The sequence below is a fragment of the Streptomyces sp. WAC05374 genome (assembly GCF_004353505.1).
Classification (GTDB): Bacteria; Actinomycetota; Actinomycetes; order Streptomycetales; family Streptomycetaceae; genus Streptomyces.
Genome location: NZ_SMNQ01000001.1, coordinates 289,315 through 313,467, shown reverse-complemented (window position 1 = coordinate 313,467; position 24,153 = coordinate 289,315). Strand labels below are relative to the sequence as shown.

General features: G+C 72.8%; 22 protein-coding genes. 3 read left to right on the top strand and 19 right to left on the bottom strand.

Annotated elements, in window-relative coordinates:
• Positions 1 to 28 precede the first annotated feature (28 nt).
• The 14 genes from hypD to E2B92_RS01440 form a co-directional block, all read right to left on the bottom strand.
• Positions 29 to 1,216, bottom strand: coding sequence for a hydrogenase formation protein HypD (gene hypD / locus E2B92_RS01500; RefSeq protein WP_126886143.1), 1,188 nt, complete (start codon positions 1,214 to 1,216; stop codon positions 29 to 31).
• The gene (locus tag E2B92_RS01495; RefSeq protein ID WP_126886141.1) at positions 1,213 to 1,557 is read right to left on the bottom strand and encodes a HypC/HybG/HupF family hydrogenase formation chaperone; all 345 of its coding nucleotides are present in this window, start codon (positions 1,555 to 1,557) and stop codon (positions 1,213 to 1,215) included. The genes hypD and E2B92_RS01495 overlap by 4 nt, the downstream gene beginning before the upstream one ends.
• Before the next feature lie 10 nt (positions 1,558 to 1,567).
• Positions 1,568 to 3,952 (bottom strand): carbamoyltransferase HypF, encoded by a 2,385-nt coding sequence (hypF, locus tag E2B92_RS01490; RefSeq protein ID WP_399431747.1) that lies wholly within the window; start codon positions 3,950 to 3,952, stop codon positions 1,568 to 1,570.
• 38 nt (positions 3,953 to 3,990) lie between these two features.
• The gene (gene hypB / locus E2B92_RS01485) at positions 3,991 to 4,686 is read right to left on the bottom strand and encodes a hydrogenase nickel incorporation protein HypB (RefSeq protein WP_126886137.1); all 696 of its coding nucleotides are present in this window, start codon (positions 4,684 to 4,686) and stop codon (positions 3,991 to 3,993) included.
• Positions 4,687 to 4,688: 2 nt separating this feature from the next.
• Positions 4,689 to 5,102, bottom strand: coding sequence for a hydrogenase maturation nickel metallochaperone HypA/HybF (locus E2B92_RS01480; protein WP_126886136.1), 414 nt, complete (start codon positions 5,100 to 5,102; stop codon positions 4,689 to 4,691).
• 153 nt (positions 5,103 to 5,255) lie between these two features.
• The gene (locus E2B92_RS34060; RefSeq protein ID WP_382678384.1) at positions 5,256 to 5,372 is read right to left on the bottom strand and encodes a DUF6893 family small protein; all 117 of its coding nucleotides are present in this window, start codon (positions 5,370 to 5,372) and stop codon (positions 5,256 to 5,258) included.
• A gap of 51 nt (positions 5,373 to 5,423) precedes the next feature.
• On the bottom strand, positions 5,424 to 5,954 hold the full coding sequence (locus E2B92_RS01475) for a hydrogenase maturation protease (RefSeq protein WP_126884460.1): 531 nt from the start codon (positions 5,952 to 5,954) through the stop codon (positions 5,424 to 5,426).
• A complete protein-coding gene (locus tag E2B92_RS01470) occupies positions 5,951 to 7,408 on the bottom strand; it encodes a hypothetical protein (protein ID WP_126884461.1) in 1,458 nt (485 codons plus the stop codon). Before E2B92_RS01470 ends, E2B92_RS01475 begins: the two co-directional genes overlap by 4 nt.
• Positions 7,405 to 8,043: a DUF6084 family protein gene (locus E2B92_RS01465; protein WP_126884462.1), complete on the bottom strand. Its 639-nt coding sequence runs from the start codon at positions 8,041 to 8,043 to the stop codon at positions 7,405 to 7,407. The genes E2B92_RS01470 and E2B92_RS01465 overlap by 4 nt, the downstream gene beginning before the upstream one ends.
• Positions 8,040 to 8,681 (bottom strand): DUF5947 family protein, encoded by a 642-nt coding sequence (locus E2B92_RS01460; protein ID WP_126884463.1) that lies wholly within the window; start codon positions 8,679 to 8,681, stop codon positions 8,040 to 8,042. The genes E2B92_RS01465 and E2B92_RS01460 overlap by 4 nt, the downstream gene beginning before the upstream one ends.
• Positions 8,678 to 9,229 carry a hypothetical protein gene (locus tag E2B92_RS01455; protein ID WP_126884464.1) on the bottom strand — a complete coding sequence of 184 codons (552 nt, stop codon included), beginning with the start codon at positions 9,227 to 9,229 and terminating at the stop codon, positions 8,678 to 8,680. The genes E2B92_RS01460 and E2B92_RS01455 overlap by 4 nt, the downstream gene beginning before the upstream one ends.
• Complete coding sequence (locus E2B92_RS01450; protein ID WP_126884465.1) at positions 9,226 to 11,007, bottom strand: nickel-dependent hydrogenase large subunit; 1,782 nt, start codon at positions 11,005 to 11,007, stop codon at positions 9,226 to 9,228. Before E2B92_RS01450 ends, E2B92_RS01455 begins: the two co-directional genes overlap by 4 nt.
• Before the next feature lie 80 nt (positions 11,008 to 11,087).
• Positions 11,088 to 12,176 carry a hydrogenase expression protein HypE gene (locus E2B92_RS01445; RefSeq protein WP_126884466.1) on the bottom strand — a complete coding sequence of 363 codons (1,089 nt, stop codon included), beginning with the start codon at positions 12,174 to 12,176 and terminating at the stop codon, positions 11,088 to 11,090.
• A 56-nt stretch (positions 12,177 to 12,232) separates the two neighbouring features.
• A complete protein-coding gene (locus E2B92_RS01440; protein WP_126884499.1) occupies positions 12,233 to 13,957 on the bottom strand; it encodes a hydrogenase maturation protein in 1,725 nt (574 codons plus the stop codon).
• Between the two features lie 277 nt (positions 13,958 to 14,234).
• Between E2B92_RS01440 and E2B92_RS01435 the strand changes: the two genes are divergently transcribed.
• Both E2B92_RS01435 and E2B92_RS01430 read left to right on the top strand, forming a co-directional pair.
• On the top strand, positions 14,235 to 14,618 hold the full coding sequence (locus E2B92_RS01435; protein ID WP_126884467.1) for a hypothetical protein: 384 nt from the start codon (positions 14,235 to 14,237) through the stop codon (positions 14,616 to 14,618).
• Positions 14,619 to 14,882: 264 nt separating this feature from the next.
• Positions 14,883 to 16,958, top strand: coding sequence for a SpoIIE family protein phosphatase (locus E2B92_RS01430; protein ID WP_126884468.1), 2,076 nt, complete (start codon positions 14,883 to 14,885; stop codon positions 16,956 to 16,958).
• Positions 16,959 to 17,086: 128 nt separating this feature from the next.
• On the opposite strand, the gene E2B92_RS01425 is transcribed toward E2B92_RS01430, so the two are convergent.
• Together E2B92_RS01425 and E2B92_RS32580 are read right to left on the bottom strand one after the other, a co-directional pair.
• Complete coding sequence (locus tag E2B92_RS01425) at positions 17,087 to 17,560, bottom strand: hypothetical protein (protein WP_126884469.1); 474 nt, start codon at positions 17,558 to 17,560, stop codon at positions 17,087 to 17,089.
• A 49-nt stretch (positions 17,561 to 17,609) separates the two neighbouring features.
• Positions 17,610 to 17,897: a DUF1330 domain-containing protein gene (locus E2B92_RS32580; RefSeq protein WP_160159723.1), complete on the bottom strand. Its 288-nt coding sequence runs from the start codon at positions 17,895 to 17,897 to the stop codon at positions 17,610 to 17,612.
• Positions 17,898 to 18,033: 136 nt separating this feature from the next.
• On the opposite strand from E2B92_RS32580, the gene E2B92_RS01415 reads away from it, so the two are divergent.
• On the top strand, positions 18,034 to 18,990 hold the full coding sequence (locus E2B92_RS01415) for an AraC family transcriptional regulator (protein WP_126884471.1): 957 nt from the start codon (positions 18,034 to 18,036) through the stop codon (positions 18,988 to 18,990).
• 87 nt (positions 18,991 to 19,077) lie between these two features.
• On the opposite strand, the gene E2B92_RS01410 is transcribed toward E2B92_RS01415, so the two are convergent.
• From E2B92_RS01410 to E2B92_RS01400, 3 genes are all read right to left on the bottom strand, one after another.
• The gene (locus tag E2B92_RS01410; protein WP_126884472.1) at positions 19,078 to 19,440 is read right to left on the bottom strand and encodes a hypothetical protein; all 363 of its coding nucleotides are present in this window, start codon (positions 19,438 to 19,440) and stop codon (positions 19,078 to 19,080) included.
• Between the two features lie 190 nt (positions 19,441 to 19,630).
• Positions 19,631 to 21,379, bottom strand: a complete 1,749-nt coding sequence (locus E2B92_RS01405) for a hypothetical protein (RefSeq protein WP_126884473.1) — start codon at positions 21,377 to 21,379, stop codon at positions 19,631 to 19,633.
• Positions 21,380 to 21,430: 51 nt separating this feature from the next.
• Complete coding sequence (locus E2B92_RS01400) at positions 21,431 to 24,145, bottom strand: hypothetical protein (RefSeq protein ID WP_200836904.1); 2,715 nt, start codon at positions 24,143 to 24,145, stop codon at positions 21,431 to 21,433.
• Positions 24,146 to 24,153: the final 8 nt, after the last annotated feature.

Here is a 24,153-nt window from a genome sequence, read left to right as displayed (position 1 = left end):
CGACAGGACGTCCGGCCCTGTGTACGTGTCAGACAACGGGGCTGCCCTCCAGGGTGTCGGGTGCGGCCGCCAGGGCCGCCGGGGTCGCCACGGTCACCGGGGCCTCGACCGGAGCCGGGCGGGCCGGCAGGTCGAGCCGCCGGTACAGGTAGTACGCGGCGCACGCGCCCTCACTGGAGACCATCGTGGCCCCGAGCGGGGTACGCGGCGTGCACGTGGTGCCGAACGCCTCGCACTCGTGCGGCTTCAGCAGCCCTTGCAGCACCTCGCCGCTGCGGCACTCGGCCGGCTCCTGGGTGGTGATGTCACCGACCTGGAAGCGGTGCTCGGCGTCGTGGTCCCGGTAGCGCGCGGACAGCCGCCACCCGCTGTCGGGAATGACGCCGATGCCGCGCCAGGCCCGGTCGGTGACCTCGAAGACGTCGTCCAGCATCGCCCGGGCGGCGGGGTTGCCCTCCGGCCGGACGGCACGCTCGTAGGCGTTCTCCACCCGGTGCTCGCCCCGCTCGAGCTGCCGCACGGTACGCCGTACGCCCTCGAGGATGTCGAGCGGCTCGAAGCCGGTGACCACGATCGGCACCCCGAACCGGTCGGCGAGCCCGGGGTACTCCTCGGTCCCCATCACGCTGCACACATGGCCGGCCGCCAGGAAGCCCTGGACACGGCAGTCCGGCGACCGCATGATCGCCTCGATCGCGGGCGGGACCCGCACGTGCGACACCAGCAGGCTGAAGTTGCCGATGCCGCGCTTGCGCGCCTGGTGCACCGCCATCGCGTTGGGCGGCGCGGTCGTCTCGAAGCCGATGCCGAAGAAGACGACCTCCCGGTCCGGGTTCTCCTCAGCGATCCTCAGCGCGTCCAGCGGCGAGTACACCACCCGGACGTCGCCGCCCTCCCCGCGTACCTGGAACAGGTCACGGCCGGTGCCCGGCACCCGCAGCATGTCGCCGAAGGAGCAGAAGATCACCTCGGGGCGCGACGCGATCTCCAGCGCCTTGTCGATCACCTCGAGCGGGGTCACGCACACCGGACACCCGGGGCCGTGGATCAGCTCCACCTCCTCGGGCAGGAGCTGGTCGATCCCGTGGCGGATGATCGTGTGCGTCTGGCCGCCGCACACCTCCATCAGCGCCCAGGGCCTGGTCACGGTGGCCCTGATCTCGTCGAGCAGCCGCGCCGCGAGCTCGGGGTTCTGGAACTCGTCGATGTACTTCACCGCAGCACCTCCCCGGCCGCGGCGGCGCCGTCCGCCCCGTGACCGTCCGCCCCGTGACCGTCGGTCGCGCCCGCCTCCGCGGCGGCCAGCTCCCACGGATCACCGAACTCCTCCTGGAGCATGCCGAGGTTCTCGAACAGCTCCAGCGTCCGGCGGGCCGACTCCTCGTCCAGCCGCTGCAGGGCGAAACCGACGTGGACGATCGCGTACTCACCCACCTGAAGGTCCGGCAGGTACTCCAGGCACACCTCCTTGACCACGCCGCCGAAGTCGACGCTGGCCATGCGTGTGCCGTTGCGTTCCTCGACCCCCAGTACCTTCCCTGGTACCGCCAGGCACATATGTGTCTCCTCACTGTCGCGCCACCGCATCCGCGTCCGTGGCGGTGTCCGTGTCCGCCGATCCGGCGCGGGCGGCCACGACGAGCTGACCGAGGGCGATCCCCCCGTCGTTCGGCGGGACGTTCCGGTGGCGCAGCACGGTGAACCCGTCCGCGCGCAGCCCGCGTGCGCAGGCCGACGACAGCAGCGCGTTGGAGAAGACCCCACCGGTCAGCGCCACCGTCTCCAGCCCGGCCGCCTCGCGGGCCAGCGCGCACACCGTGCGCACCAGCCGGGCCACCGCCGCGTGGAAGCGGGCCGCGACGACCGGGGCGGGGACACCACGCCGTACGTCCTCGACGACCGCGGCCAGCAGGGGGGCCGGATCGGCGGACACCGGCGACGCGTCGCCCCTGCCCCGGCCGGCCAGGCGGAAGACGTACCGCGGGTCCTCGTCCCCGCTCCCGGCGGCGACCGCGGCCGCCTCCAGCTCGATCGCGGCCCGCGCCTCGTACTCGGCGTGGTGGCACACCCCCGCCAGCGACGAGACCGCGTCGAAGAGCCGCCCCATGCTGGAGGTGGGCACACAGTTCAGCCCCCGCCCCAACTGCCGCTCCAGCACCGCCCGTTCCTCCGTCGGGCACGCGGCGGCGCACGGCAGGTCCACCTCCGCCGTGATGCCCGCCGCCCACAGGTGCGCCAGCGCCATGCGGTACGGCCGCCGCACGGCCGCGTCACCCCCGGGCAGCGGTACGTACGCCAGGTGCGCGAACCGGTGGAAGCCGCCGTAGTCCGCGAGCAGGAACTCCCCGCCCCACACCGCGCCGTCGGTCCCGTGCCCCGTGCCGTCGAACGCCACCCCGACCACCCGCTGCCCTTCGGCCACGCCGTGCTCGGCCATCACGGCGGCCACGTGCGCGTGGTGGTGCTGGACCCGTGCCACGGGGCGCCCCGCGGCATGCCGCCGTGCCCAGGCACCCGAGCGGTACCCGGGGTGCGTGTCGGTGACGAGCACTCCGGGGCGGACGCCCGTGATGGACTCGAGCTGCCGTTCGGCGCGGTCGAAGGCGCCCTGGGTGGCGAGGTCGTCCATGTCCCCGACGTGGGCGGACAGCCACGCCCTCGTCCCCTCCCCGAGGCAGAAGACGTTCTTCAGGTCGCCGCCCACCGCCAGCGCGGGCACCACCGGCACCGGCAGGGTCAGCGGCAGCGGGGCGTAGCCGCGGGAGCGGCGCAGCACCAGCGCTTCGCCGTCGCAGACGCGTACCACCGAGTCGTCGCACGGCACATGGATGGGCCGGTCGTGGGTGAGCCAGGCGTCGGCCAGGCCCGCCAGCCGCTCCAGGGCCTCGTCGTCGTCGGTGACGATGGGTTCCCCGGAGACGTTCCCGCTGGTCATCACCAGCAGCCGGGGCCCGCCCGGGCCGAGCAGCAGATGGTGCACCGGTGTGTACGGCAGCATCACCCCGAGGTCGGGGCTGCCGGGCGCCACCGCCCCGGCCGGCACGGGCGCTCCCGGTGGCACCGGTGCGCCGGTGCGCCGCCGCACCAGCACGATCGGGCGGACGCGGCCGGTGAGCAGCTCCCGCTCGGCGGGGCCGACGTGCACCAGGTGCGCCACGTCCGACACGTCCCGGGCCATCAGCGCGAAGGGCTTGCCCCCGCGCGCCTTGCGGCGGCGCAGCTCGCCGACCGCCCGGGCGTCGGTGGCGTCACAGGCCAGGTGGTACCCGCCGACGCCCTTGACCGCGACGATCGCCCCGGACGCGAGCAGCGCACGCGCCGCGCCGACGGGGTCCTCGCCCGCGGGCCGCGCGTGCGGGGCGGCCGTGACGAGCCGGAGGCGCGGGCCGCACGAGGGGCACGCCACGGGCTGCGCGTGGAAGCGGCGGTCGGCCGGGTCGCGGTACTCGCGGTCGCACGCGGGGCACAGCGGGAACCCCGCCATCGTGGTGTGCTCACGGTCGTACGGCAGGCCGGTGACGATGGTGAACCTCGGCCCGCAGTGCGTGCAGGTGATGAAGGGGTGGCGGTGGCGGCGGTCCGCGGGGTCGGCCAGCTCGGCCAGGCAGTCGTCGCAGGTGGCGGTGTCGGGCGCGACCAGGGTGCGCACGGGACCCGACGCGCGGGAGGGGACGATGCCGAAGCCGCTGCCGCCGGTGGGAGGCAGGTCGGCGGTGTCCACCGACTCCACGACGGCCAGCGGCGGGGCCTCCGGCGCGAGGCGCGCGCAGAACCGCTCGACGGCCGCCGCCTCGCCCTCGACCTCCACGACTACACCGTCACCCGTGTTGGTCACATGTCCGGCGAGCCGCAGCTCCGACGCCAGGCCGTACACGTACGGCCGGAACCCGACCCCCTGCACCACCCCCCGCACGACGGCCCGGACGCGCCGCACCGGCCCGGCCGGCGCCACCGCCGCGTGCCGTGGCGCGGCAACGCCGGGCGTCGCGTTCACGCCTGTGCCCGTGCCATCACCGGGGCGTGCACCGCCGCCCCTCCGGCCGCCGCCAGCGCCCGCTCCACCAGCAGACCGGCGCCCAGTCCACCGCGTACGGAGCTGAGGGCGACCTCCACACCGGGGTTGACCTGCTGCACGTTGGCCCGGAAGGCGGCCTCGTCGAACTCGGCGGGACCGGCCAGATCGGCCTTGGTGACGATCACGAGGTGCGCGAGGCCGAACGCGGTGGGGTACTTCAGCGGCTTGTCCTCGCCCTCGGTGACCGAGGCGAGGACCACCCGCAGCGTCTCGCCGAGGTCGTACGACGCCGGGCACACCAGGTTGCCCACGTTCTCCACGAACAGCAGCCGGGTGCCCTCCGGGAGCCAGTTGTGCAGGTGCCCGGCGAGCATGTCCGCCTCCAGATGGCACAGCCCGTCCGTGAGCACCTGCTTGACCGGCACCCCGGAACGGCCCAGGCGCACCGCGTCGTTCTCGGTGGCGAGGTCGGCCGTCAGCGCGGCGGCCGGGACGCCGCGTTCCCGGGCGATCGTCAGCTCCCGCTCCAGGAGGGCGGTCTTGCCGCTGCCGGGGCTGGAGAGCAGGTTCACCACGGTCGTGCCCCTGGCCGTCAGTTCATCGCGCAGGACGCCGGCGGCCATGGTGTTCCTGGCGAGGACCGCCTGCTTCAGGTCGACCACACGGCACATCGTCAGCTCTCCTCGAGGATGGTTGCGGGGGTGGTGCCGGCCGTGCCGGGGAGGCCGGGCGCGGGGGTGTCCTCGGCCCAGCGCACCTCGGTGATGCGCAGTTCACGGCCCCCCACCAGCTCGGTGGCGGCGGCGCGGCAGCCGGGGCACAGCATGTCCGGCGGCATTCCGGTCTCCCAGGTCCGCCCGCACGGCGCGCACCGCGCGCTGCCGGGGACGGGACGGGTGACGAGCTCGGCGCCCTCCAGGAGGGTCCCGGCACAGGCGAGGGTGAAGCAGAAGTGGAGCGAGTCGGCCACCACTCCGGCCAGCTCTCCGACGTCGAGGTGCACGTGCTGGACGGCCCGCACGCCGCGGGACCGTGCCGCCTGCTCGACCTGGTCCACGACGGACAGGGCCACGGACATCTCGTGCATCGGTCTCCGTCCGGGCCCGGGGATGTCTCTCCGGCGCCCATTACAGGGCCGTGACCCGGCGGCGCGCCGACCGGCGCGCCGGGGTCCCACGGCTGCGTAGGCCGTTCGGCCCACCCGGGTCCGTGGGACGGCGCCGGGCACGGGGCCGGTGGGTCACATCCGGCGGATGCGCAGGTAGCGGCGGACGTCGGGCAGGACGTTCGCGACGATGGCCGCGAGGGCGGTGGCGGCGGTCGCGGCGGCGGCACCGCCGATGAGGCGCTTGTTCATGGTGCTCTCCATGAGGGTCGGTGTGTCGGGGGAGGGGGTCGGTGGGGCGGGTCAGTCCCGCAGGACGGCTTCGCCGGGGAGCGGTTCGGCCACCAGCTCGGTGACCAGACGCACCGCCTCGGGGACCGCGGCGGCCACGGGCGGGCTGAGCCCCATGCCCTCCTCGACCGTGGCGGGCTCGCAGCCCACGACCAGGGTGCGCCGCGGCGGCGTGGCACCGGTGCCCGCGCACAGGGTGTCCAGCAGCGCCAGTACGGCGTCGGGGGACATGCGGTGGCCGTCCAGGGGCACGCCCTCGGCCGGCTGCCGGGCACCCGGCTCGGTGGCGTCGATGACGTACAGCGTGCCCGGTGCGCCGCCGCGGGCCGTCGCGTCCAGGAGGACGAGGGTGTCGTACCCGTCGAGGAGCCGGTACGCCAGGTGGACGCCGCGGATGCCGATGTCGGCGACCTCGACGCCGGCGGGCGGGCCCAGGGCGGCCAGCGCGCGTGCCGCCTCGACGCCGAAGCCGTCGTCGCCGAGGAAGACGTTGCCCGCCCCGGCGACAAGGGTGCGCGGGCGGGCCGGTGCGGGGGTCGTCACGCGTCCTCCATGACGTCGACCTCGTCGGGCTGGAAGTAGAGGAACCGTCCCTGCTCGCGGCGGATGTCGGCGCCCGGGTCGTCCTCGACGGTGACCGCGATGTGCACGCCGCCGTCGACGTCGTGCAGGACCGCTTCCACCAGGGCGCTGCGTCCGCTGAGGAACAGGTCCTGGGCGTCGGTGCGGCGCAGCCGGGGGCGGAGCACCACCCGGCTGCCGGCCCGTACCGGCCGTCCGCCGACGAGGACGTGGTCGGTGGCCGGGTCCACGGTCGCGTCCGCGCCCGGGTCCCACCAGGGGGTGTCCGGCCGCGTCACCCCGCCCTGCCGGAAGGGGTCGGACGGTACCGCGGTGGCCGGCGGGGCCGCCCCGGCGGTCACCTCGCGCAGGCCCCGTACGGCGCCGTGGAGGCGCTCCAGGACCTCCGGCGGCATGGAGTCGGCGAGGTCGATGACGGCCGCGGCCCGGGCGTCCGTACCGCGGGCCTCGCGCTTCTCCTCGTCCGTGAGCGCGGCGGTGCGCAGCGCCAGGATCTCGTCGATCTCCGTCGCGTCGTACAGCGCGCCCGGGCTCTCGGGAGCGATCGCCGGGTGGTCCTCCAGGATGATCGGCGAGGAGAGCACCAGGTCGCCCCGGCCCGGCTCCCCGGCCAGCACCGGCCAGGTGTGCAGGTTGCGGCACGCGGCGGCCGCTCCCCGCGCCCACTCCGGCGGATCGGTCATCGACAGGAACCGCCCCGAGTCCAGGCACAGCAGGGCGTGCGTGGCGACCAGGGACCGGGGCAGGGCGGCGTCGCGGTCCGCGTCGCCGTCCGGCGTCCAGCCGCTGGTGTTCTCCACCACCAGGCTCAGCCGGTACGTGCGGTACGGGCCCTCCAGCTCGGCCGCCGACAGGCGCAGCGCACCGCCGACCTCCTCGCGGCGGCGTACCAGCCGGCCCACCACCCGCCCGGCGGAGTCGGTGACCGGTTCGGTCTCCTCGGCCGCCGGGCGGGTGAACGGGACGGTGATCCCCTCGCCCGCCAGGGACTCCACGGGAACGGTGAGCCGGACGGTCTGTTCGTGGCCCTCGTCCCACGGGACGACCACCTGGTCGTCCAGGCGCAGTTCGGCCACCGTCTCGAAGGTGCCGTCCGGGCACGGCCGCTGCACCGTGCGCCGCTGCGTGTGCAGGAAGCGGACCTCCACGGCGAGTTCGGCACCGCGCCTGGGCTCCATCAGCAGTTCGGTGTGCTGGAAGTCGTGCTCCTCGGCCCGCGCCGTCCAGGCCGGCGGCACCAGCACGCCGAACTGCCAGCGCAGCCGGTTCTTGGCGGCCGACGCGCGGTACGGATAGAGCACGTATCCCTCGAAGAGCACCGCGTCGGCGACCCGGCGCGCCACCGCCAGCCGCGCCTCGGTCGCGGGGGTGAACGTCGTCGTCGTGAACGTCGTCGTGGACGGCGTGGTCGTCATGGCGTCCTCTCCCCGGCCGTGTCGAGGAGCTCCTCCACGGTCGCCTCCCAGGACGGCAGGGCGCGCCGCGACCGGTGGGCGAGGAGGGCGTCCATGGTGTCCCGGGGCAGCCGGACCCAGCCGGAGCCGGGGAAGTGCTGGTCGATCATCTCCCGCCAGGTCTTCACGGGCATGCGGAAGGCGGCCTCCTTGTCCCAGGGGACCGGCTCGACACGGAAGCCGCCGGCGCCGGTGAACGCGGTGCCGGAGAACAGCATCAGCAGGGGCACCTCCCCCTCCTCCAGGGCGTGGAAGTACCGGGTGGACGCGACGTCCATGTCGTAGGTGCAGGGCACCACCAGGTCGGTCTCGGCCTCGCCGGTGAAGCCGGGAACCATCACCGACACCTGGGCGAACTGCACCGGGTGCAGGCTGCCGCCCCAGCGCGAGCGCTCACCGAACAGGTCGCTCAGCCGGGCGGCCTCGGCGTCGCCGTAGCCGCGCCGCACCGGCTCGATGCGGATCTGGCAGCGCAGGGCCAGCGCGTGGACGCGGGCCCGGTCGGACGCGGTGATGCGCAGCTTGAACACCAGGGTGGGGCCCGCCGCGTACGGATCGGCGCGCACCCCGGTGCAGGCGAAGGCGAAGTCGGTCACGACCCGCTCCCTCGGACGTCACGGGCGCGGTCGCGTACGTCGGCGAAGAAGGCGTCCAGGTCGGCGCGGGCCTCCGCGCCGCCGTCGAAGCCCTGCCACCGCAGGCGCATCCGGCCCACCAGTTCGTAACAGATGTCGACGGGCACCAGGTAGCACTCGACCTCGCCCTGGTGGCGGCGCAGCAGCAGCGCCTCCACGTCGGGTTCCAGGAGCCCCGCGAGGGGCGAGCCGGCCAGTACGGCCTGCCAGGAGTCGGGTTCCAGTTCGCTCTCGGTCGCCCCGGCCGGGCTCGGGTAGAGCGCGACGAGCCGGTCGAGCGCCGAGTTGCGGAAGAAGAACGCGACGCCGACGGGGATGCGCAGGTGCTCCCAGGCGCGCTCGTCGATGCCGTGCGCGGGGTCGCTCAGGTAGCGGCCGGGGACCGCGCGGAAGCGGCCCCCCGCCCCGCCGGAGCCGTCCAGCAACTGGGCGCAGGGGCCACAGGCGCAGGCCAGCGCCCGCTTCTCGGTGTCGACGAGGTGCCGGTGACGCTCGCCGGCCAGGGGCGCCGCGCACAGTTCGCAGCGCTCCTCGCGGGGCCGTGGCGGCGCCACGAAGCGGCGCAGCCCCCGTACTCCGCCGGCCGCCGGCGCGCTCACGGCGTCGTGGCCGGTGAGCGGCCGTGGTCGACGGGGCGCGGCGGACCGGAGCCGATCTGGAGCAGGGCGGGCTCGCGGGCCGGCTCCCGCACGTCCACCGCCGTCACCTCGGGCGCGAAGGACGCGAGGGCGTCCCGTGCCGCCTGCCCGACGCCCTCCAGGGTGCCGGCGCAGCCGCAGCCCCCCGATCCGGTGAGCCGCACGCGCAGCACACCGGTCGCGGGGTCGAAGCCGTCGCTCACCACCGGCTGGGGCAGCCCTTCGAGCGCCCGGTCGATGCGCCGGGACACGTCGTCCGGGTGCAGCCCGTGCAGGACCAGCAGGCCGGCGACGAGCTCGTCACCCAGCAGGGCGGCGAGGGCGTCGGGGTGCTGTCGCAGCAGATCCACCGTACGGGCGAGCCCGGCCCCGTAGAACTCCATGAGGACCCGGACGAGTTCCTCGGCGGTCTCGCACGCCGCGCGGTCGCCGGAGTCGGCCAGCCGGTCGAGGACCTCCTCGACCCGCCGGCCGGCCGTCTCCGCGTTCATGCCCGTGGTGCCGCTCATCCGGCCAGGCCGCTCAGGCCGGTGGGGACGTGCATGGACTTCACGGTCCTGCCGTCACCGACGTACATGTGCACCCCGCAGGGCAGGCACGGGTCGAAGCTGCGCACGGCGCGCATGATGTCGATGCCCTTGAAGTTCTCCGGGGTGTTCTCCTCGAAGATGGGCGTGTTCTGCACGGCGTCCTCGTACGGCCCGGGCGTCCCGTAGGTGTCGCGGGTGGAGGCGTTCCACGGCGTCGGCGGGTACGGGTGGTAGTTGGCGATCTTGCCGTCCCGGATGACCATGTGGTGCGAGAGGACGCCGCGTACCGCCTCGGTGAAACCGACACCGATGGACTCGTCCGGCACCTCGAACTTCTCCCAGGTCTGGGTGCGTCCGGCGCGCACCTCGGCGAGGCCCATCTCCGCGGAGTGCAGCGCGACGGCGGCCGCGTACGCCTGGAAGTAGGTGCGGGCGCGGTTGCGTTCCAGCGCGTTGCTCCAGCGGGGGATCTTCCACTCGAAGGTGGTCTCCGGCTTGGTGAGCGTGCGCGGCAGGTTGATGACCACGCTGTGCCCGGTCGCCTTCACGTACCCGATGTCCACGAGGCCCGAAAGGGCGGTCGACCACAGGCGTGCGATGGGGCCGCCGCCGGTGTCGAGCGGCAGGTGGTCCTTGCCGTCGAACCAGCGCGGGGACATCACCCAACTGTATTTGTCGTTGAAGTCCCGCTTCTGCGGGGCCGGGATGGTGTGCTGGTTCCACGGGTGGCGCGGGTCGACCGGGTTGCCGAGCGGGTCGTGGGTGACGAACTGCTCCTGGCCCGCCCAGTCCTCGTAGTAGGAGCTGCCCAGCAGGATGCGGATGCCGAGGTTGATCTCGGTGAGGTCGTTGGTGACCAGCTTGCCGTCCACGATGACGCCGGGGGTGACGAACATGCGCCGTCCCCAGTCCGTCATGTTGGCGTATGTGAAGTCGCAGTACTCGGGGTCGTTGAACGCTCCCCAGCACCCGAGCAGCACGCGCCGGCGGCCGACCTCCTCGTACCCGGGCAGCGCCTCGTAGAAGAAGTCGAACAGGTCGTCGTGGAGCGGCACGACCCGCTTCATGAACTCCACGTACCGCATGAGCCGGGTCATGTAGTCCGTGAAGAGCTGTACGGAGCCGATGGTGCCGACGCCGCCCGGGTACAGCGTGGAGGGGTGGACGTGGCGGCCCTCCATCAGGCAGAACATCTCCCGCGTGTAGCGGCTGACCGCCAGGGCCTCGCGGTAGAACTCGCCCTCCAGCGGGTTGAGCGAGCGCATGATGTCGGCGATGGTGCGGTAGCCGTGCTCGGCGGCGTGCGGCGCCTCGGTGCGTTCGGCGAGTTCGAGCACCCCCGGGTTGGTCTCGCGGACCATCTTCTCGCAGTAGTCGACCCCGACCAGGTTCTCCTGGAAGATGTTGTGGTCGAACATGAACTCCGCGGACTCGCCGCAGTTGATGATCCACTCACCGAGGTGCGGCGGCTTCACGCCGTACGCCATGTTCTGCGTGTACACCGAGCAGGTGGCGTGGTTGTCGCCGCAGATGCCGCAGATGCGGCTGGTGATGAAGTGCGCGTCGCGCGGGTCCTTGCCCCGCATGAAGACGCTGTAGCCGCGGAAGACGGACGAGGTGCTGTAGCACTCGGCGACCCGCTTCTGCTTGAAGTCGATTTTCGTGTGGATGCCGAGGCTGCCCACGATCCGTGTGATCGGGTCCCACGCCATCTCCACCAGGCCGGTGCCGTCACCGGTCGTCGTCGAGGTCGCCATGGTGTCTGTGATGCCCTTCGGTCAGTGCGGTGAGCGGGAGGGGAGGCAGGGGTGCGGAGCGGACGCCGGACCGTGCGCGGTCACCACGGCGGCCGGTATCCGGTGGTGATCTCGCGGCCGGTGTGGCGCCACTTGGGCTCCTTGTCCACCGTCTTGGCGGTGATGGTCCGCAGGCGCCGGATGACGGCGCCGTAGGCTCCGCTGGCGGTGCTGGAGAACTTGCCGCCGGGAGGCTCGTCCATGAACGGCATGAACTTGTCGGGGAAGCCGGGCATGGTGCAGGCGATGCAGATGCCGCCGACGTTGGGGCAGCCGCCGATGCCGTTCATCCAGCCGCGCTTGGGCACGTTGCACTTGACGACGGGACCCCAGCAGCCCAGCTTCACCTGGCACTTGGGGGAGTCGTACTCCATCGCGAACTGGCCCTGCTCGTAGTAGCCGGCCCGGTCGCAGCCCTCGTGGACGGTGGCCCCGAACAGCCAGGTGGGGCGGAGCTTGTCGTCCAGCGGGATCATCGGCGCCGATCCCGCGGCCTGGTAGAGCAGGTACGTCAGGGTCTCGGCGAAGTTGTCGGGCTTGATGGGGCAGCCCGGTACGCACACGATCGGGATGCCCGCCTGGGACTTCCAGTCCCAGCCCAGGTAGTCGGGCACGCCCATGGCGCCGGTCGGGTTGCCGGCCATGGCGTGGATGCCGCCGTAGGTGGCGCAGGTGCCGATCGCCACCACGGCGAGGGCCTTGGGTGCGAGGCGGTCGATCCACTCGCTGGTGGTGATGGGCTGGCCGGTCTCCGGGTCGTCCCCGAAGCCGCACCAGTAACCCTCCTGTTTGATCGCCTCGTTCGGGATGGACCCCTCGATCACCAGCACGAACGGGTCGATCTCGCCCCGCTCGCCCTTGAAGAACCACTCGATGAACGTGTCGGCGCCGTCCACCGGCCCGCACTCGAAGTCGATCAGCGGCCAGTGCACGGCGATCTTGGGCAGACCGGGAAGCGCCCCGAGGGCGATCTCCTCGATGCTGGGCTGTGTGGCGGCCGTCAGGGCGACCGAGTCACCGTCGCAGCTCAGCCCGGCGTTGATCCAGAGGATGTGGATCGGTTTCTCTTCGGTACCGGGCGCGCCGGCGGCGCCCGTCTCGTCGGCCGTGGTGGGAGACGCTGTGTTCATCGGGGCCCTCCTTGGGGAGGAAAACGGCGAAACCGTTCGAACAATCCATTACCGGGCTAAGAGTCCGTCGGCCCGGCGCTCCTCGCACCCTCGGTGGCCCGATCGGAGCCACCCGCTTCCTTGCGCGCGAACGCCCCGCGCAGCGCGTGGTACGGGGCCGCGGGGTCGTCGAAGATGTCCCGCATGCGCGCCAGTTCCCGCCGCCGGACGTCCGCCAATGGGGTGACGGCCTCCCGGCGCTCGCTCTCCGCCTTCTTCGCCGCGAGCAGCGTCTGGGCGCGGGGCGAGGCGGCGAGGTGGGCGGCCAGCCCGGTGACGTGGGCGGTGAAGTGCGACGGGGTGGACTCGACCACGCGGTCGATCAGGCCGATGTCGCGGGCGCGGGCGGCGGTGACCGCGAGCGCCTCCCCGGTGAGCTGCTCCGCCCCGGGGGCCCCCACCCGGCGGGGCAGGGTGTAGGTCCAGTACTCCGAGCCGTACAGCCCCATGCGCCGGTAGTGCGGGTTGAGCACGGAGCCGGAGCGGCACCACACCTCGTCGGCGGCCAGCGCCAGCATGACGCCCCCGGCGGCGGCGTTGCCGCCGATGGCGCTGACGACCAGGCGGTCGGTGGTGGTGAGCACCGCCTCCACGAGGTCGTCCATGGCGTTGATGTTGGCCCAGGACTCGGCCGCCGGATCGGCCGCCGCCTCGATGACGCCCAGGTGGATGCCGTTGGAGAAGAAGTCGCGGCCGCCGCCGAGGACCAGCACGGAGGTGGGCCGGGCGCACGCCGCCCGGTAGGCGTCGAGCAGGCGCCGGCAGTGGTCGGTGGACATGGCGCCGCCCGGGAACGAGAACGACAGCACGCCCACCGGGCCGTCCTCCCGGTAGCGGATGTCGGACCAGGTGCTGTCGTCGTCGGCGGACGGGAGCGGCGGAAGGGGCAGCTCGGGCACGCCTTCCAGGCCCGCGCACCCGCCGAGCGCCAGGGTGGCCGGCAGCTTGCAGGCGCGTGGCGCGCCGGGTCCGGTGCGCGCCCGCAGCTCGGGGATCCACACCGCCCCGTCGCGGGTGGCCCGGCAGATCGCGCCCGCCCGGGTGGCCAGCAGCTCGCCGGGACGGCCGCGCAGCCGGCGCTCGGGATGCCCGCCGTGGAGGTACCACTGCCCACCGAGGAGGTCGTCCAGGACACCGGGCTGCGAGTCGGCGGCCCGCAGCGTGCGCAGCACCGTGCCGGTGGAGTCGTCGGCCCACGCGATACGGCGGTCAGCCTGGCGCATCGGGGGCCTGCTGCGCGCGCCCGGCCACCCGGGGAGTGTGTCCTGGCCGGCCGGGGCGTACCGGCCGGAGGCGAAGCGCTCGACCGCCAGCAGCACCGCCCCGACGGCGGCGTCGCCGAGCTCGTTGCGGTACAGGTCGCTCTTGCCGACCGGCGGGACGGGGAACGTCGCCGTCGCCCAGACGGGCCCGGCGTCCATCTCCTCCTCCGCCTGGAGCACGGTGACGCCCCACTCGCCGGCGCCCTCGCGGACGGCCCAGTCCAGGGAGGACGGCCCCCGGTCGCCCACGGGCCCGGGATGCACGATCAGGCACGTCCTGGCCGTCCACACGTCACGCGGTACGACCGCCTTCAGCATGGGCGCCACCACCAGCTCGGGCGCGTGCCGGACCACGGCGGCACGTACGTCATCGCCGTGCGGGGTCACCTCGGCGGCGACGGTGTGCCCCCGCTCGCGCAGCTCGGCGTGCAGGCGCTGGGTGAGACTGTTGCAGGCGCTGGCGACGAGCAGGATGCGCATGGCGACCCCTCCCAGGGTGCGGCGGTCGGTGGTGACGCGAACCGGCTGCCTGCGATGGTCGGGTACGGCCCCGCGCGGCCGGTGGCACCGGTGCCGCGCCTCACTCGTACGGGTCGCGGGTTCGTGCCACATGGTCGGCAGGGGACGCCTCGGCGCGTCCCACGCCCCCGCACACCCGCTCTGAGTTGATATGCCGATTTTGGGTGGTGGTGGAAGAATCCTTACTGCCCCGGCACGGGAGACGTGCCTCCACCGCAGCGGACAGGCAGGTCGGCGCATGCCCAAGGAACACAAGCCATCGAAGCCGTCACGCGACCAGGGGCCCAGCCGGCACAAGGGGAGCGAACACCACGGCTGGTCACCCGACGTCGACGAGACCCGGCAGCAGGAGAACCCCAGCGCCCGCCGCTCCTTCCGCGCGCAGGACGCCCCGCCGCCCGGCCCGGGCCGGGAGACCTCCAAGGAGGAGCGCACCTCCGTGCCCGGCGACCGGGCCGAGAGCGGCACCACGCGCGGCGAGGAGTACGGGGAGAAGTCCGAGAAGGGCATGCGGGACACCGGCCGCAAGGGCCGCTCCGGACGCCCCTCCGGCACGAAGGACGACACCGCGTTCACCGGTGTCGACCCCAACGACACCGAGACCGGCCCCCGCCAGGGCTGACGCCCCGGCCACCGGCACGGCACACACGACGCCGCCCTCCCCACCGCTGTCGGTGGGGAGGGCGGCGTCGTTGCGGCCGAGGGTGAGGGCACGGGCGCCCTCACGCTGCGTCCCTTGTGTCCCTACGCCCCGTATCGGCGAGAGTCCCGGAGGGGCGAGCCGACCCGTTGTCCGCACAATGGAGGCAGAGGGTCCCAGCCGTGTGCCTTCGGTGTGCCGTCAGCGCGACTCGGACCAGTCTGCCAGGTGTGGAAGGGGCCGCTGGTGCCGTCGGATCGGCTGGGCCGTGAGCAGGTTCCCGGCCCGCTCTGGTCGGAGCCCGGGACGCTGCTGGAACACGTCCGCGTGGCGGTCTTCGGCATCGACGGGGACGACCGGATCTGTTACTGGGGGCCCGGTGCCCAGGACCTCTTCGGCCACGAGCCCGGAGGGGTGCTGGCGCGGCCCACGGGCGTCCTCCTCGCCGAGCCTCCGCCGGACGTGGCCGACGCGCCGGTGTCGCTGGGGGAGCGGGGCCGCACGCTGGGGTACTGGCGCGGCAGGCTGCGGGCCCGGCACCGGGACGGTGAGGACTTCGACTGCGGCTTCCGCGTGTTCCCGGTGACCGGCGCCGGAGGAACGTCCGTGGTCATGGCGCTGGCCAGCCGGAGCGACCAGCTCGACCGGGTGAAGACCAACCTGGCCTTCCTCGACTCGCTCTTCGAGACCTGCCCCATCGGGCTGGTGATGCTCGACGAGGACCTGCGGTACGTCCACCTCAACCAGGCCCTCGCCGACATGGACGGATGCCCGATCGAGCAGCACCTCGGCCGCCGGGTGGACGACCTCATGATCACGTCCGACGACGGGGCCTACCTGCGGATGCTGCACGAGGTCGCTCGGACGGGGCGCCCCGTCGTCGGCGCGCTGGTGGGCGTGCGCACGCCGGGCCGCCCGGACCGCGACCAGGTCCGGTCGGTCAGCTTCTTCCCCCTCAGCGGGGCGGTCGGCAGCCGGCCCGGCCTGGGCGGCCTGATGGTGGACGTGACCGACCGGGAGCGGGCGATCGTCGAGGCCACCGCGGGCCGCCAGCGGCTGGCCCTGCTCAACCGGGCCGCGGCCGCGATCGGCACCACCCTGGACGTGGACGTCACCGCCCGCGAACTGGTCGACGCCGCGGTGCCCGACTTCGCCGACGCCTCCGTGGTGGAGGTCGTGGAATGGATGGACGAGCACGAGGCGTTCGACCCCGACCGGCCACTGATCACCCGCAGGATCGCCTCCGGCACCATCCTGCCCCCGCCCGCCACCGAACTCGTGAGCGGCCTGGACCACGTGACGTACCCGCCCGGTTCCGCGATCCACCGGATGCTCGCGACCGGCGGCGTCGTCGCCGTCCCGGTGGACGACGCGTTCGTTTCCAGTACCGTCATCCACCGGGAACGCGCCCGGCTGCTGAGGGACAGCGGCCTCACGTGCATCCTCATCGCCCCGCTCATCGCCCGCGACACGGTCCAGGGCCTCGCCATGTTCGGCCGCTCGGCGGCCCGTCCCGCCTTCACCGAACAGGACCACGGCCTGGGCGGCGAGCTCGCCTCACGCGCCGCGCTCTGCCTGGACAACGCGCGCCTCTACAGCCGCGTGCAGGACATCGCGCTCACCCTCCAGCGCGCCCTGCTGCCGAGCGCGCTCGCCACCAGCCCGTACGTACAGGTGGCCCACCGCTATGTGCCCGGCAGCCGCATCACCGAGGTCGGCGGCGACTGGTACGACGTGATCAGCGTGGCCGGCGGCCGGATCGCCCTCGTCGTCGGTGACGTCATGGGGCACGGCGTGCCGGCCGCCGCCGCCATGGGACGGCTGCGCATCACGGCCAAGGCGCTCGCCCGGCACAACCAGGAACCGAGCGCCCTCCTCGCCGAACTGGACGCCTGCGCCGAGGAGGCGGGGATCGATCTGGCGACCTGCCTCTACATCCTGTACGACCCGGCCACCGGACGCGCCTGCATCGCCAGCGCGGGTCACCCCCCGCCGCTGGTACGGAACCCGGACGGTACGGTCGGGACGATCAGTGACGTCCTGGGTGTCCCCCTCGGCGTGGGCGGCCAGCCGTTCGCGACGACCGAGACGGAACTCCCCGACGGCGCGGTCCTCGCCCTGTACACCGACGGCCTCATCGAGGCCCGGGGCCGGGACATCGAGGAGGGCCTGGACGCCGTGCGCACGGAACTCGCCGCGGAGTGCGGCGACTTGGAGGCGGCGGCCGACCGCATGCTGTCCCGGCTGCTGCCCGGCCCGCCCGACGACGACACGGTGCTCGTCCTCGCCCGCGTACACCGAGCCCTCCCCACCGCCCCATAGGCGCGGCCTCGGCTCCTGGGCCGTCCACGGGCGCGGCACGAGGGCGGCCGCCGTACTTCTCGTACGGCGGCCGCCCGGGCGCCGGCGCGACCCGGCGGTGTCAGCCTTCCCGCGGCGACCTGCGGGGATCAGCCGTACACACGCTCACCGGGCGCTCCGGACTCGTAGTGGGCGAGGTTCTTCCAGCAGTGCACGTTCAGGTTGATCGCGGTGCTGTCGACACGGCACATGCGGTTGCCGCGCAGGTCGATGCCCTTGGTGTCCCGTCCGGAGACGACGTTGACGTCGATCCAGACCCGGTCGCCGGGCTTGTGGACGACACCGAGCCGGAAGTCCGTGCCCAGCGGCTTGTTGCCGCTGCACGCGGCACGCTGGTTGCCGCTGGTGGTCGACAGCAGGCAGAAGTCGGCGACGAACAGGGCGCGGTGGGAGATCAGGATGTTGTACCTGCCCTCCGCCGCCGCGGCCGTGCTCTGCGCGCGCACGGCCACCGTGCCGGAGCCGCCCGCCGTGGCGTGCGCGGGCGCGGACAGGGCCGCCAGCAGGGCCACCAGGGCGGCCAGGGGCGCGAGGAGCCGTACGAGCGTGGTCTTGACGATCATCCGGAGTACCTCCGTACTCGGTCGAAGAGGAGAGAGGGAAACGGCGGGATCAGCGGGGCTCGGCCACGACGACCCTGACCGTGGAGTGCTTGCGCCGCAGCGCCTTGAGCGGCTGGTACTCGGGCGCGTCCCAGAACGCGAGGGCGGCCTCCTTGCCGGCGAACTCGTGGATGACGAGGGCGGCCGGCCGCCAGTCGCCCTCCAGCACCAGGCAGTCGTCGTCCACGACGAGGTTGCGGGCACCCGCCTTCTCGATCAGGGGAGTCACGGCCTCCACGTACTCCTGAAAACCCGCCGGATTGCCGACGTCGAGGTCGATCACCACATATGCGCTCATGCCCAAGTCCTTCATGAATCGGCTCGGTTGGTCACTGATCAGACCGTACGGGCCGCCCCGCGGGCGTCTCCATGCGTCATACGCCGCGGAACATGCGTGATCGTCCGGAACTCCGGAGGACGGGTACGTTTCTCCCATGGATGTCCTGAGCGATGTCGTGACGACCATGAAGGCCGGACGGCCCAAGATCACCCGCTCCCGGCGCCGTGGCCGCTGGGGCAGCCGCTACGGCCCGTATCCCGGTGCCGGTTTCCACGTCGTCCTCGGCGGCGCCTGCTGGCTGCTGCGCCCCGGTGGCCCGCCCGTGTGGCTGACCGCCGGCGACGTGGTCCTGCTGCCCCACGGGGTCGTCCACGGGATGAGCGACAGCCCCGACCGCGGCGTCGACCAACTGCCCCTGGACCCGCAGGCCGCCGGGCCGGCCTCCCTGGTCACCGACATCGGCGCCGAACTCGCACGGGCGGACGATGCCGGTGACCACACCCTGTTGCTGTGCGGCGCCTACCGCCTCGACCGCGGCGTCGTGCACCCCTTCCTGCGCAACCTGCCCGACGTCGTGCACCTCCCCGCCCGCCTCGGGCGCCACGCCTCGCTGCGCGCCATCGTCGACCTGCTCGGCAGCGACATCACCGAAGCCCGGCCGGGCGCGGACGTGGCGCTCCCGGCCCTGCTCGACCTGCTCCTCGTCCACACCCTGCGGGCCTGGCTGGAGGAGCAGTGCCCCGAGGAGGCCGGCGGCTGGTGCGCGGCGCTGAAGGACCCGGCCGTCGCCTCCGCCCTGGACCGCGTCCACCGCGACCCCGCCCACCCCTGGACCGTGCAGGAACTCGCCGCCGCCGTCGGACTGTCCCGGACCACCTTCGCGGCACGCTTCACCACCTACGTCGGCCAGCCGCCCATGGCGTACCTCACCTGGTGGCGCCTCAGCACCGCCGCACGGCTGCTCCGGGAGTCCACGGCACCGCTCGCCGGAATCGCCCGACAGGTCGGCTACGGCTCCGAGTTCGCCTTCGCCCACGCCTTCAAGCGCCAGTTCCACACCGCGCCGGGCACCTTCCGCCGCACCGCCGCGACCATGGACGCCCCCGGGTGAGGTGTGCTCGGCCCGATGCCGGCCACCATCCGGGGGCGCCCTCCTTCACCCTCGTACAGGCTGATCGCTTCGCACCGTCAGGCGGGGTCAGTTCTGTGCGGCCGGGGTCCGCCGGTTCCGGCCCCGGTACCACAGCACGAGGGGGGTGCCGGCCGCGACGGCCGCGAGCACCACGATCAGGACCCACATGCGGAGCGGCACGGGTTCCCTGGACAGGGCGAAGAAGATGCCGCCGACGGCCCCGGCCGAGATGCCCAGTGACGGACGCCAGTCGTCGTCCCGGATGACCGTGTACCCGTAGAAGACCAGGAGCCACGGCATCGTCATCATGGCGCCGAAGTACCAGCCGCCGCCGTCGGGAACACCGCACCCTCGCGTCGACGGTCCGCAGCCGAGGTACACCGACCCGGCGAGCGCCCAGCCGAGCACTCCGGCAACGGACAGCCCCACGAGAAACCCCAACCCCTTTTTCCCCATGCCCGGATGGTATGCGGTGACCGGCGAACGGCCCTCCTGGGCCATTCACCCCCTTCCCCGCCATGGCGCGGTCACCCGCGCGGTACAGGCCGCCGGCCCGACCCCGTAAGACCGGCCCGGCGCCACGCGAACCAGCCGGCCTGGCCCGTCCGGTCGCGTACACCTAGGGCGTCATCGAGGCCTCCATGAAGCCGACGGACGACGGATGCCTGGGGTCGCCGTGCAACTCGTCCCCGGCGAAGACCACGAACTGATGCCACCACTCGGCCATCTGCTTCCCCGGGAACATGTCGTTCTTCCACGGCTTGGCGTCCGCGAAGACGTACTCCGCCCACGCGTTGTCCGGGTTGGGCGGGTGCTGGTAGTACGTGGCCCCCGCCCTCGGCCATACGGCCACCTGAGACCCCGGCGCACGCACGCCCTTCAGGAAGGCCTCGGTCGGCTCACCCATGCTGTAGGGGCTCCACACGATGCGCACCTGGAGCCGTTTGCCGCGGGCCTTGGCGGTCGCGAGGAGCCGCTGCTGGCCCAGGCGCCAGTCCACGGTGTCGAAGACGAGTGCGCGGCCGGTGGTGGCCCGGTTCCCGGCGTCCCCGAGCAGTTCCCAGAGCGCGTGACCGCCACTGCTGAAGCCGCCCACCCAGACGTCGTCCGCGACGCGCAGCGTCCCCCGTGCCGGAGCGGTGGCACCCGGCTGGGGAGCTACCAGCGGCTGCGGCTCGCCGGTCCGCAGCAGTTGCTGGCCCACGCCGCCGTACAGGCCCAGCGTCCACAGCAGGCGCAGAGCCGCCGACACACGCCCGGCGTTGCCCGGTCCTTTGGCGGTGCCGTACTGGGAATCGGGCACCGGCATCAGCAGCACCCGCAGGCTGCGCGTCTCCGCGAGGAGCCGCGGCGCTGTGCGGTCCAGGGCGTACTCCATGCCGCAGGGCAGTGCCCCGTAGGCGCCGAGCGGATTCGTCGTACCCGTGCTGTGGTCGATCAACTGGTGCCAGTCCGGAAGCCCGGTGATCCTCCCCTTGTCCGCCCGGTTGTGGCCCTGGAGGAGGAAGCGGCAGAGGTTGCGCATGCCCTTGGTGGCGTGCAGCGGTTCCGTCAGGGCGCCCATGCCCGTGGAGGGATAGGCGTAGGCGCTGGCGACGGGCCGGAAGAAGACGTACCCCCCGACGGTCGTCCCGTCGGGCAGGGCCTCCTTGTCCGGGGGAGCGGCCTGCCCGCCGGCGGCCTCGGGAAGCGTCGCGAACCAGAGCACCGGGGTGACACGGGTACTGACCAGGACCCTGAGCCGGGCCGGGCGGGGGTTGGCCGTCGGTTCCAGGTACCAGGGGTTGAACCCGGCCTCGACGTTGTTGGGGCAGGTCCGGAAGTGCAGCGCCCACCACAGGTTGGTCACGTCGAGGAACTCGGTGTCCACCTCCACCGTGCTCCCGCCCGTCACCTCCAGCAGCGGGTGGTGGCCGAAGAAGCCGCGTACCCCTCGGCCCGGCGCCCAGTGCGGCACCTTCTGCCTCACCTCCGTGTTGCCGCCGCGGTCGAAGACGGTGAGCCGGTAGCGGGGGACCTCGTAGGCGTCCGGGACGAGCCGGCCCCGTGCGCCGACCGTGAGCCGCTGGGTCACGGTGAGCGCCTCTTCGTCGTGTCCGCCCACGCGCAGGCGCACGCTGAACGTGAGCCGCAGCGCCGCCGCCGTGTCGGGCACGGTGAAGGAGCAGTCCGTGTGCGACGGCGTGCCCACCGGGGTACACGGCCGCCCCACCGCGGGATCGGACCACGTGAGGACCTCCCGCGCGTCCAGCGCGGTCACCGCCACCTCCACCGAACCATCGGCCGGACCGCCCTGCGACCGGCGTTTCAGGAGGAAGTGTTCCGCCTCCTTGGCGCGCCGCCAGCGGACCGTCATGGGGAAGGGCATCGCGCTACCCCGCCGGGCTCTGACGCCATGTGACCGGAGCCGTGCGGGGCCTCACAACTGCTGTCCCGACTTGGGGTCGTACTTCACCTGGACGGCGACGACCTGGTCCGTCGGGAGCACCTCGACCCATTGGTCGAAGACCTGGTACGGCTCGGCGGGCCGGAAGCCGCCCTCCAAGGGGTCGAACCCGTTCTCGAAGACCATCTCCGCGGCCAGGGCCTGGTCGAGGTTCTCGCCCGCCAGCGACTGGAGGTGCCCGGCGAGCAGCTCCAGAACCTGGCCCACGGTCTTGTCCCGGTACGTATCCGGGTCGTCGTCCTGGAGGGCGTAGGGCAGGTCGAAGCCCGCCTCGCCCTCCACCTTGGCCAGCCAAGCCAGCGCGGCACGCTCCTGGCCGGGCCGGATGGGCAGCACGGCCTTCACCCAGGCCGCGTTCAGGAACTCGTTGCGGCGTTCGTCCGCGTCGATCTGGATGAGCCACCCGAGCGAGCTGCCGAGGGGCGCGGGCCGGGTCTGCTCGGAGATCAGGTAGTTGACCCGCCATTCCTCGGGCGACTGGTAGCGCTCCGCCCGGGAGTACCAGCCGGCCACGGTCTGCCCGGCCAGCGGCAGGGGCGCGCCACCGCCCGGTGCCACGGGCTCCTCCAGCGGCGGCACGGGGTACCTGCCGGTGCTGGTCGCGGTGGGCGTGCTGACCGGGCCCGGCCGCCAGAAGTCCGGGGCGACGAAGTACAGCATCTCGTCCACGTCGAAGTACTGCTGGATCTGCCCCGCCTCCAGGTACGGCGGATGCGGGTTCGCCGGGTCCTGCGGGTACTGGTCGCCCGGCAGCTTCCTGATGAGCTTCCGGAACACCGTCCGGCGCTCCTCGCTGCGGAGGTCCTCGGCGGGACGGGCGCGCAGGGAACTGACCATGCGGAGCCTCTCGCGGACCGCCTCGCCGTACGCCGCGTGCTGGATCCGCCGCACCTCCTCCTGGTATTCGGTCTTCGCCTTGTCGTTGAGCTTCTGGACCTTCTCCATGGCGTCCTGCGTCGGCACGTAGAGGAGCACGGCGTCGAAGGGCAGCGACTTGCGGCCCTGGAAGTTCGCGTACGTCAGTCGCAGGGTGACGATGTTCCTGTCCACGTCGACCTGGGGGTCCGCGAAGGTGACCTGGGCGCCGTGCTTGTCCAGGGACGCGATCTGGCTGAACCGGTAGCCCTCCGGAACAGGGGGGAGCGGCCGGTCGAAGCAGAACTGGATGGTGTCGTCCACCTCGTCGACGAGGGGGACGTTGTTCTCGTGCAGTCCGCGACAGGGATTGGTCGGATTGGGCAGGTACGTTTCCTCCGCTTCGTCGTCGGGTCCGCTGTCGTGCCGGAACTCGATGTCGAAGTGGAAGGGGATCTGCTTGTTCTCGGGGACCGGGATCTCCTCGGGCTTCTTGACCGACGAGAGGTCCGGGGCCTGGACGACGTGGACCATGTCCCCGAGCCCCAGCTCGCGTCCGGGGTCGGGGAGGTGGATCTGCCAGCACAACCGCGTGCCGATGTGCTGGAGCTGGATACCGACCTTGCGCATCTTGCGCCGCAGTTCGAAGTTCACCAGCTCGTCGCCGGTGTTGTTCAGGACGTAGCGCCGGCTGGAGGTGTCGGTGGTCTCCGTCACCGTCTTGAACGTGGTCTTGAAGTTCCGCTTGATCTCGCTGGTGGCCTTCGCGGTCTGCGTACGGGTGTGCTTGTGCGTGGTCTCGGAGCCCCGCTTCACGGTGTTCTGCGTGCTGAAGCTGGCGCTGGCGTCGGCGTGGTAGATCTTGGCGTTCACCCCGCCGGTGGCGCTCACGCCGAGCTTGGTGTCGCTCGAGTTGTCCTCCTTGACGGCGTCCGCGACGTCGCTCTGCTCGGTGAGGCTCTCCTCCGTCCTGCGCGTCGTCTCCTCCGCCTGCTCCGTCACCTTCTCGACCAGTGTGCGCCTCGTGCTGCTCTCGACCACTTCCACGGTGCCACCGGGGCTGACCCAGATGTGGCCCGCCGGGGTACCGAGGAACGTGTCGAACTCGAAGAAGTACTCCCGGAACAGGTTGACCAGCCCCACCGGCGACAACGCGCCCCCCGCGGCGTCCTTGTACCGCTGCGCCAGCGCCTGGAGCGCCGCGTCGGTCAGCGCGCGGGCCTCGGCGCCGCGGAAGCGGTCGAGGGTGGTGAGGCCCCCGAACGGCGAGGTCGGGTGCACCGCGGCGGCGGCCATGCCGGACGTCGCACCGATCCAGTTGCTCAGCGGCTGGTAGACGCCGAACGCCTCACTGGCGTACGGCAGGGTGCCGACGAAGTCGTACACGGGCCGGCCGGTGTACACCGGGGCGCCCCCGGCGGGCATGACCAGGGAATGGGAGTGGCTCGACGTCGTGCCCGGGGGAGTGGTGAACGGCACGGACACGAAGTCATTGCCGGGCGTCGACTTGAAGAGTTGCACCATGCCCTGGGACTGGCGGGCCGACGCCACGAACGCGATGGTCACGCTGCCGGCCGCCGCGGCCTTGGCGGCCGCGTACTGCTGGCTGGACTGCGGGTCCCGCCACACGATCGTGTCCGCCACCGCGGTGACGGTCGGGAAGGCGCTGGGGTCCAGCACGACGACGGTGCTCGGCAGGGCGAGCGTCATCCGCTGCCCGACCGGGATTTCCGCGTTGAGCCCTTCGACCTTGTACGACCAGACGCGGTACGCGTTGCCGCTGCCCGTCACGGGAATGGTGGACGCACCCGTAAAGGTGACACTGAACGCCACAATAAACT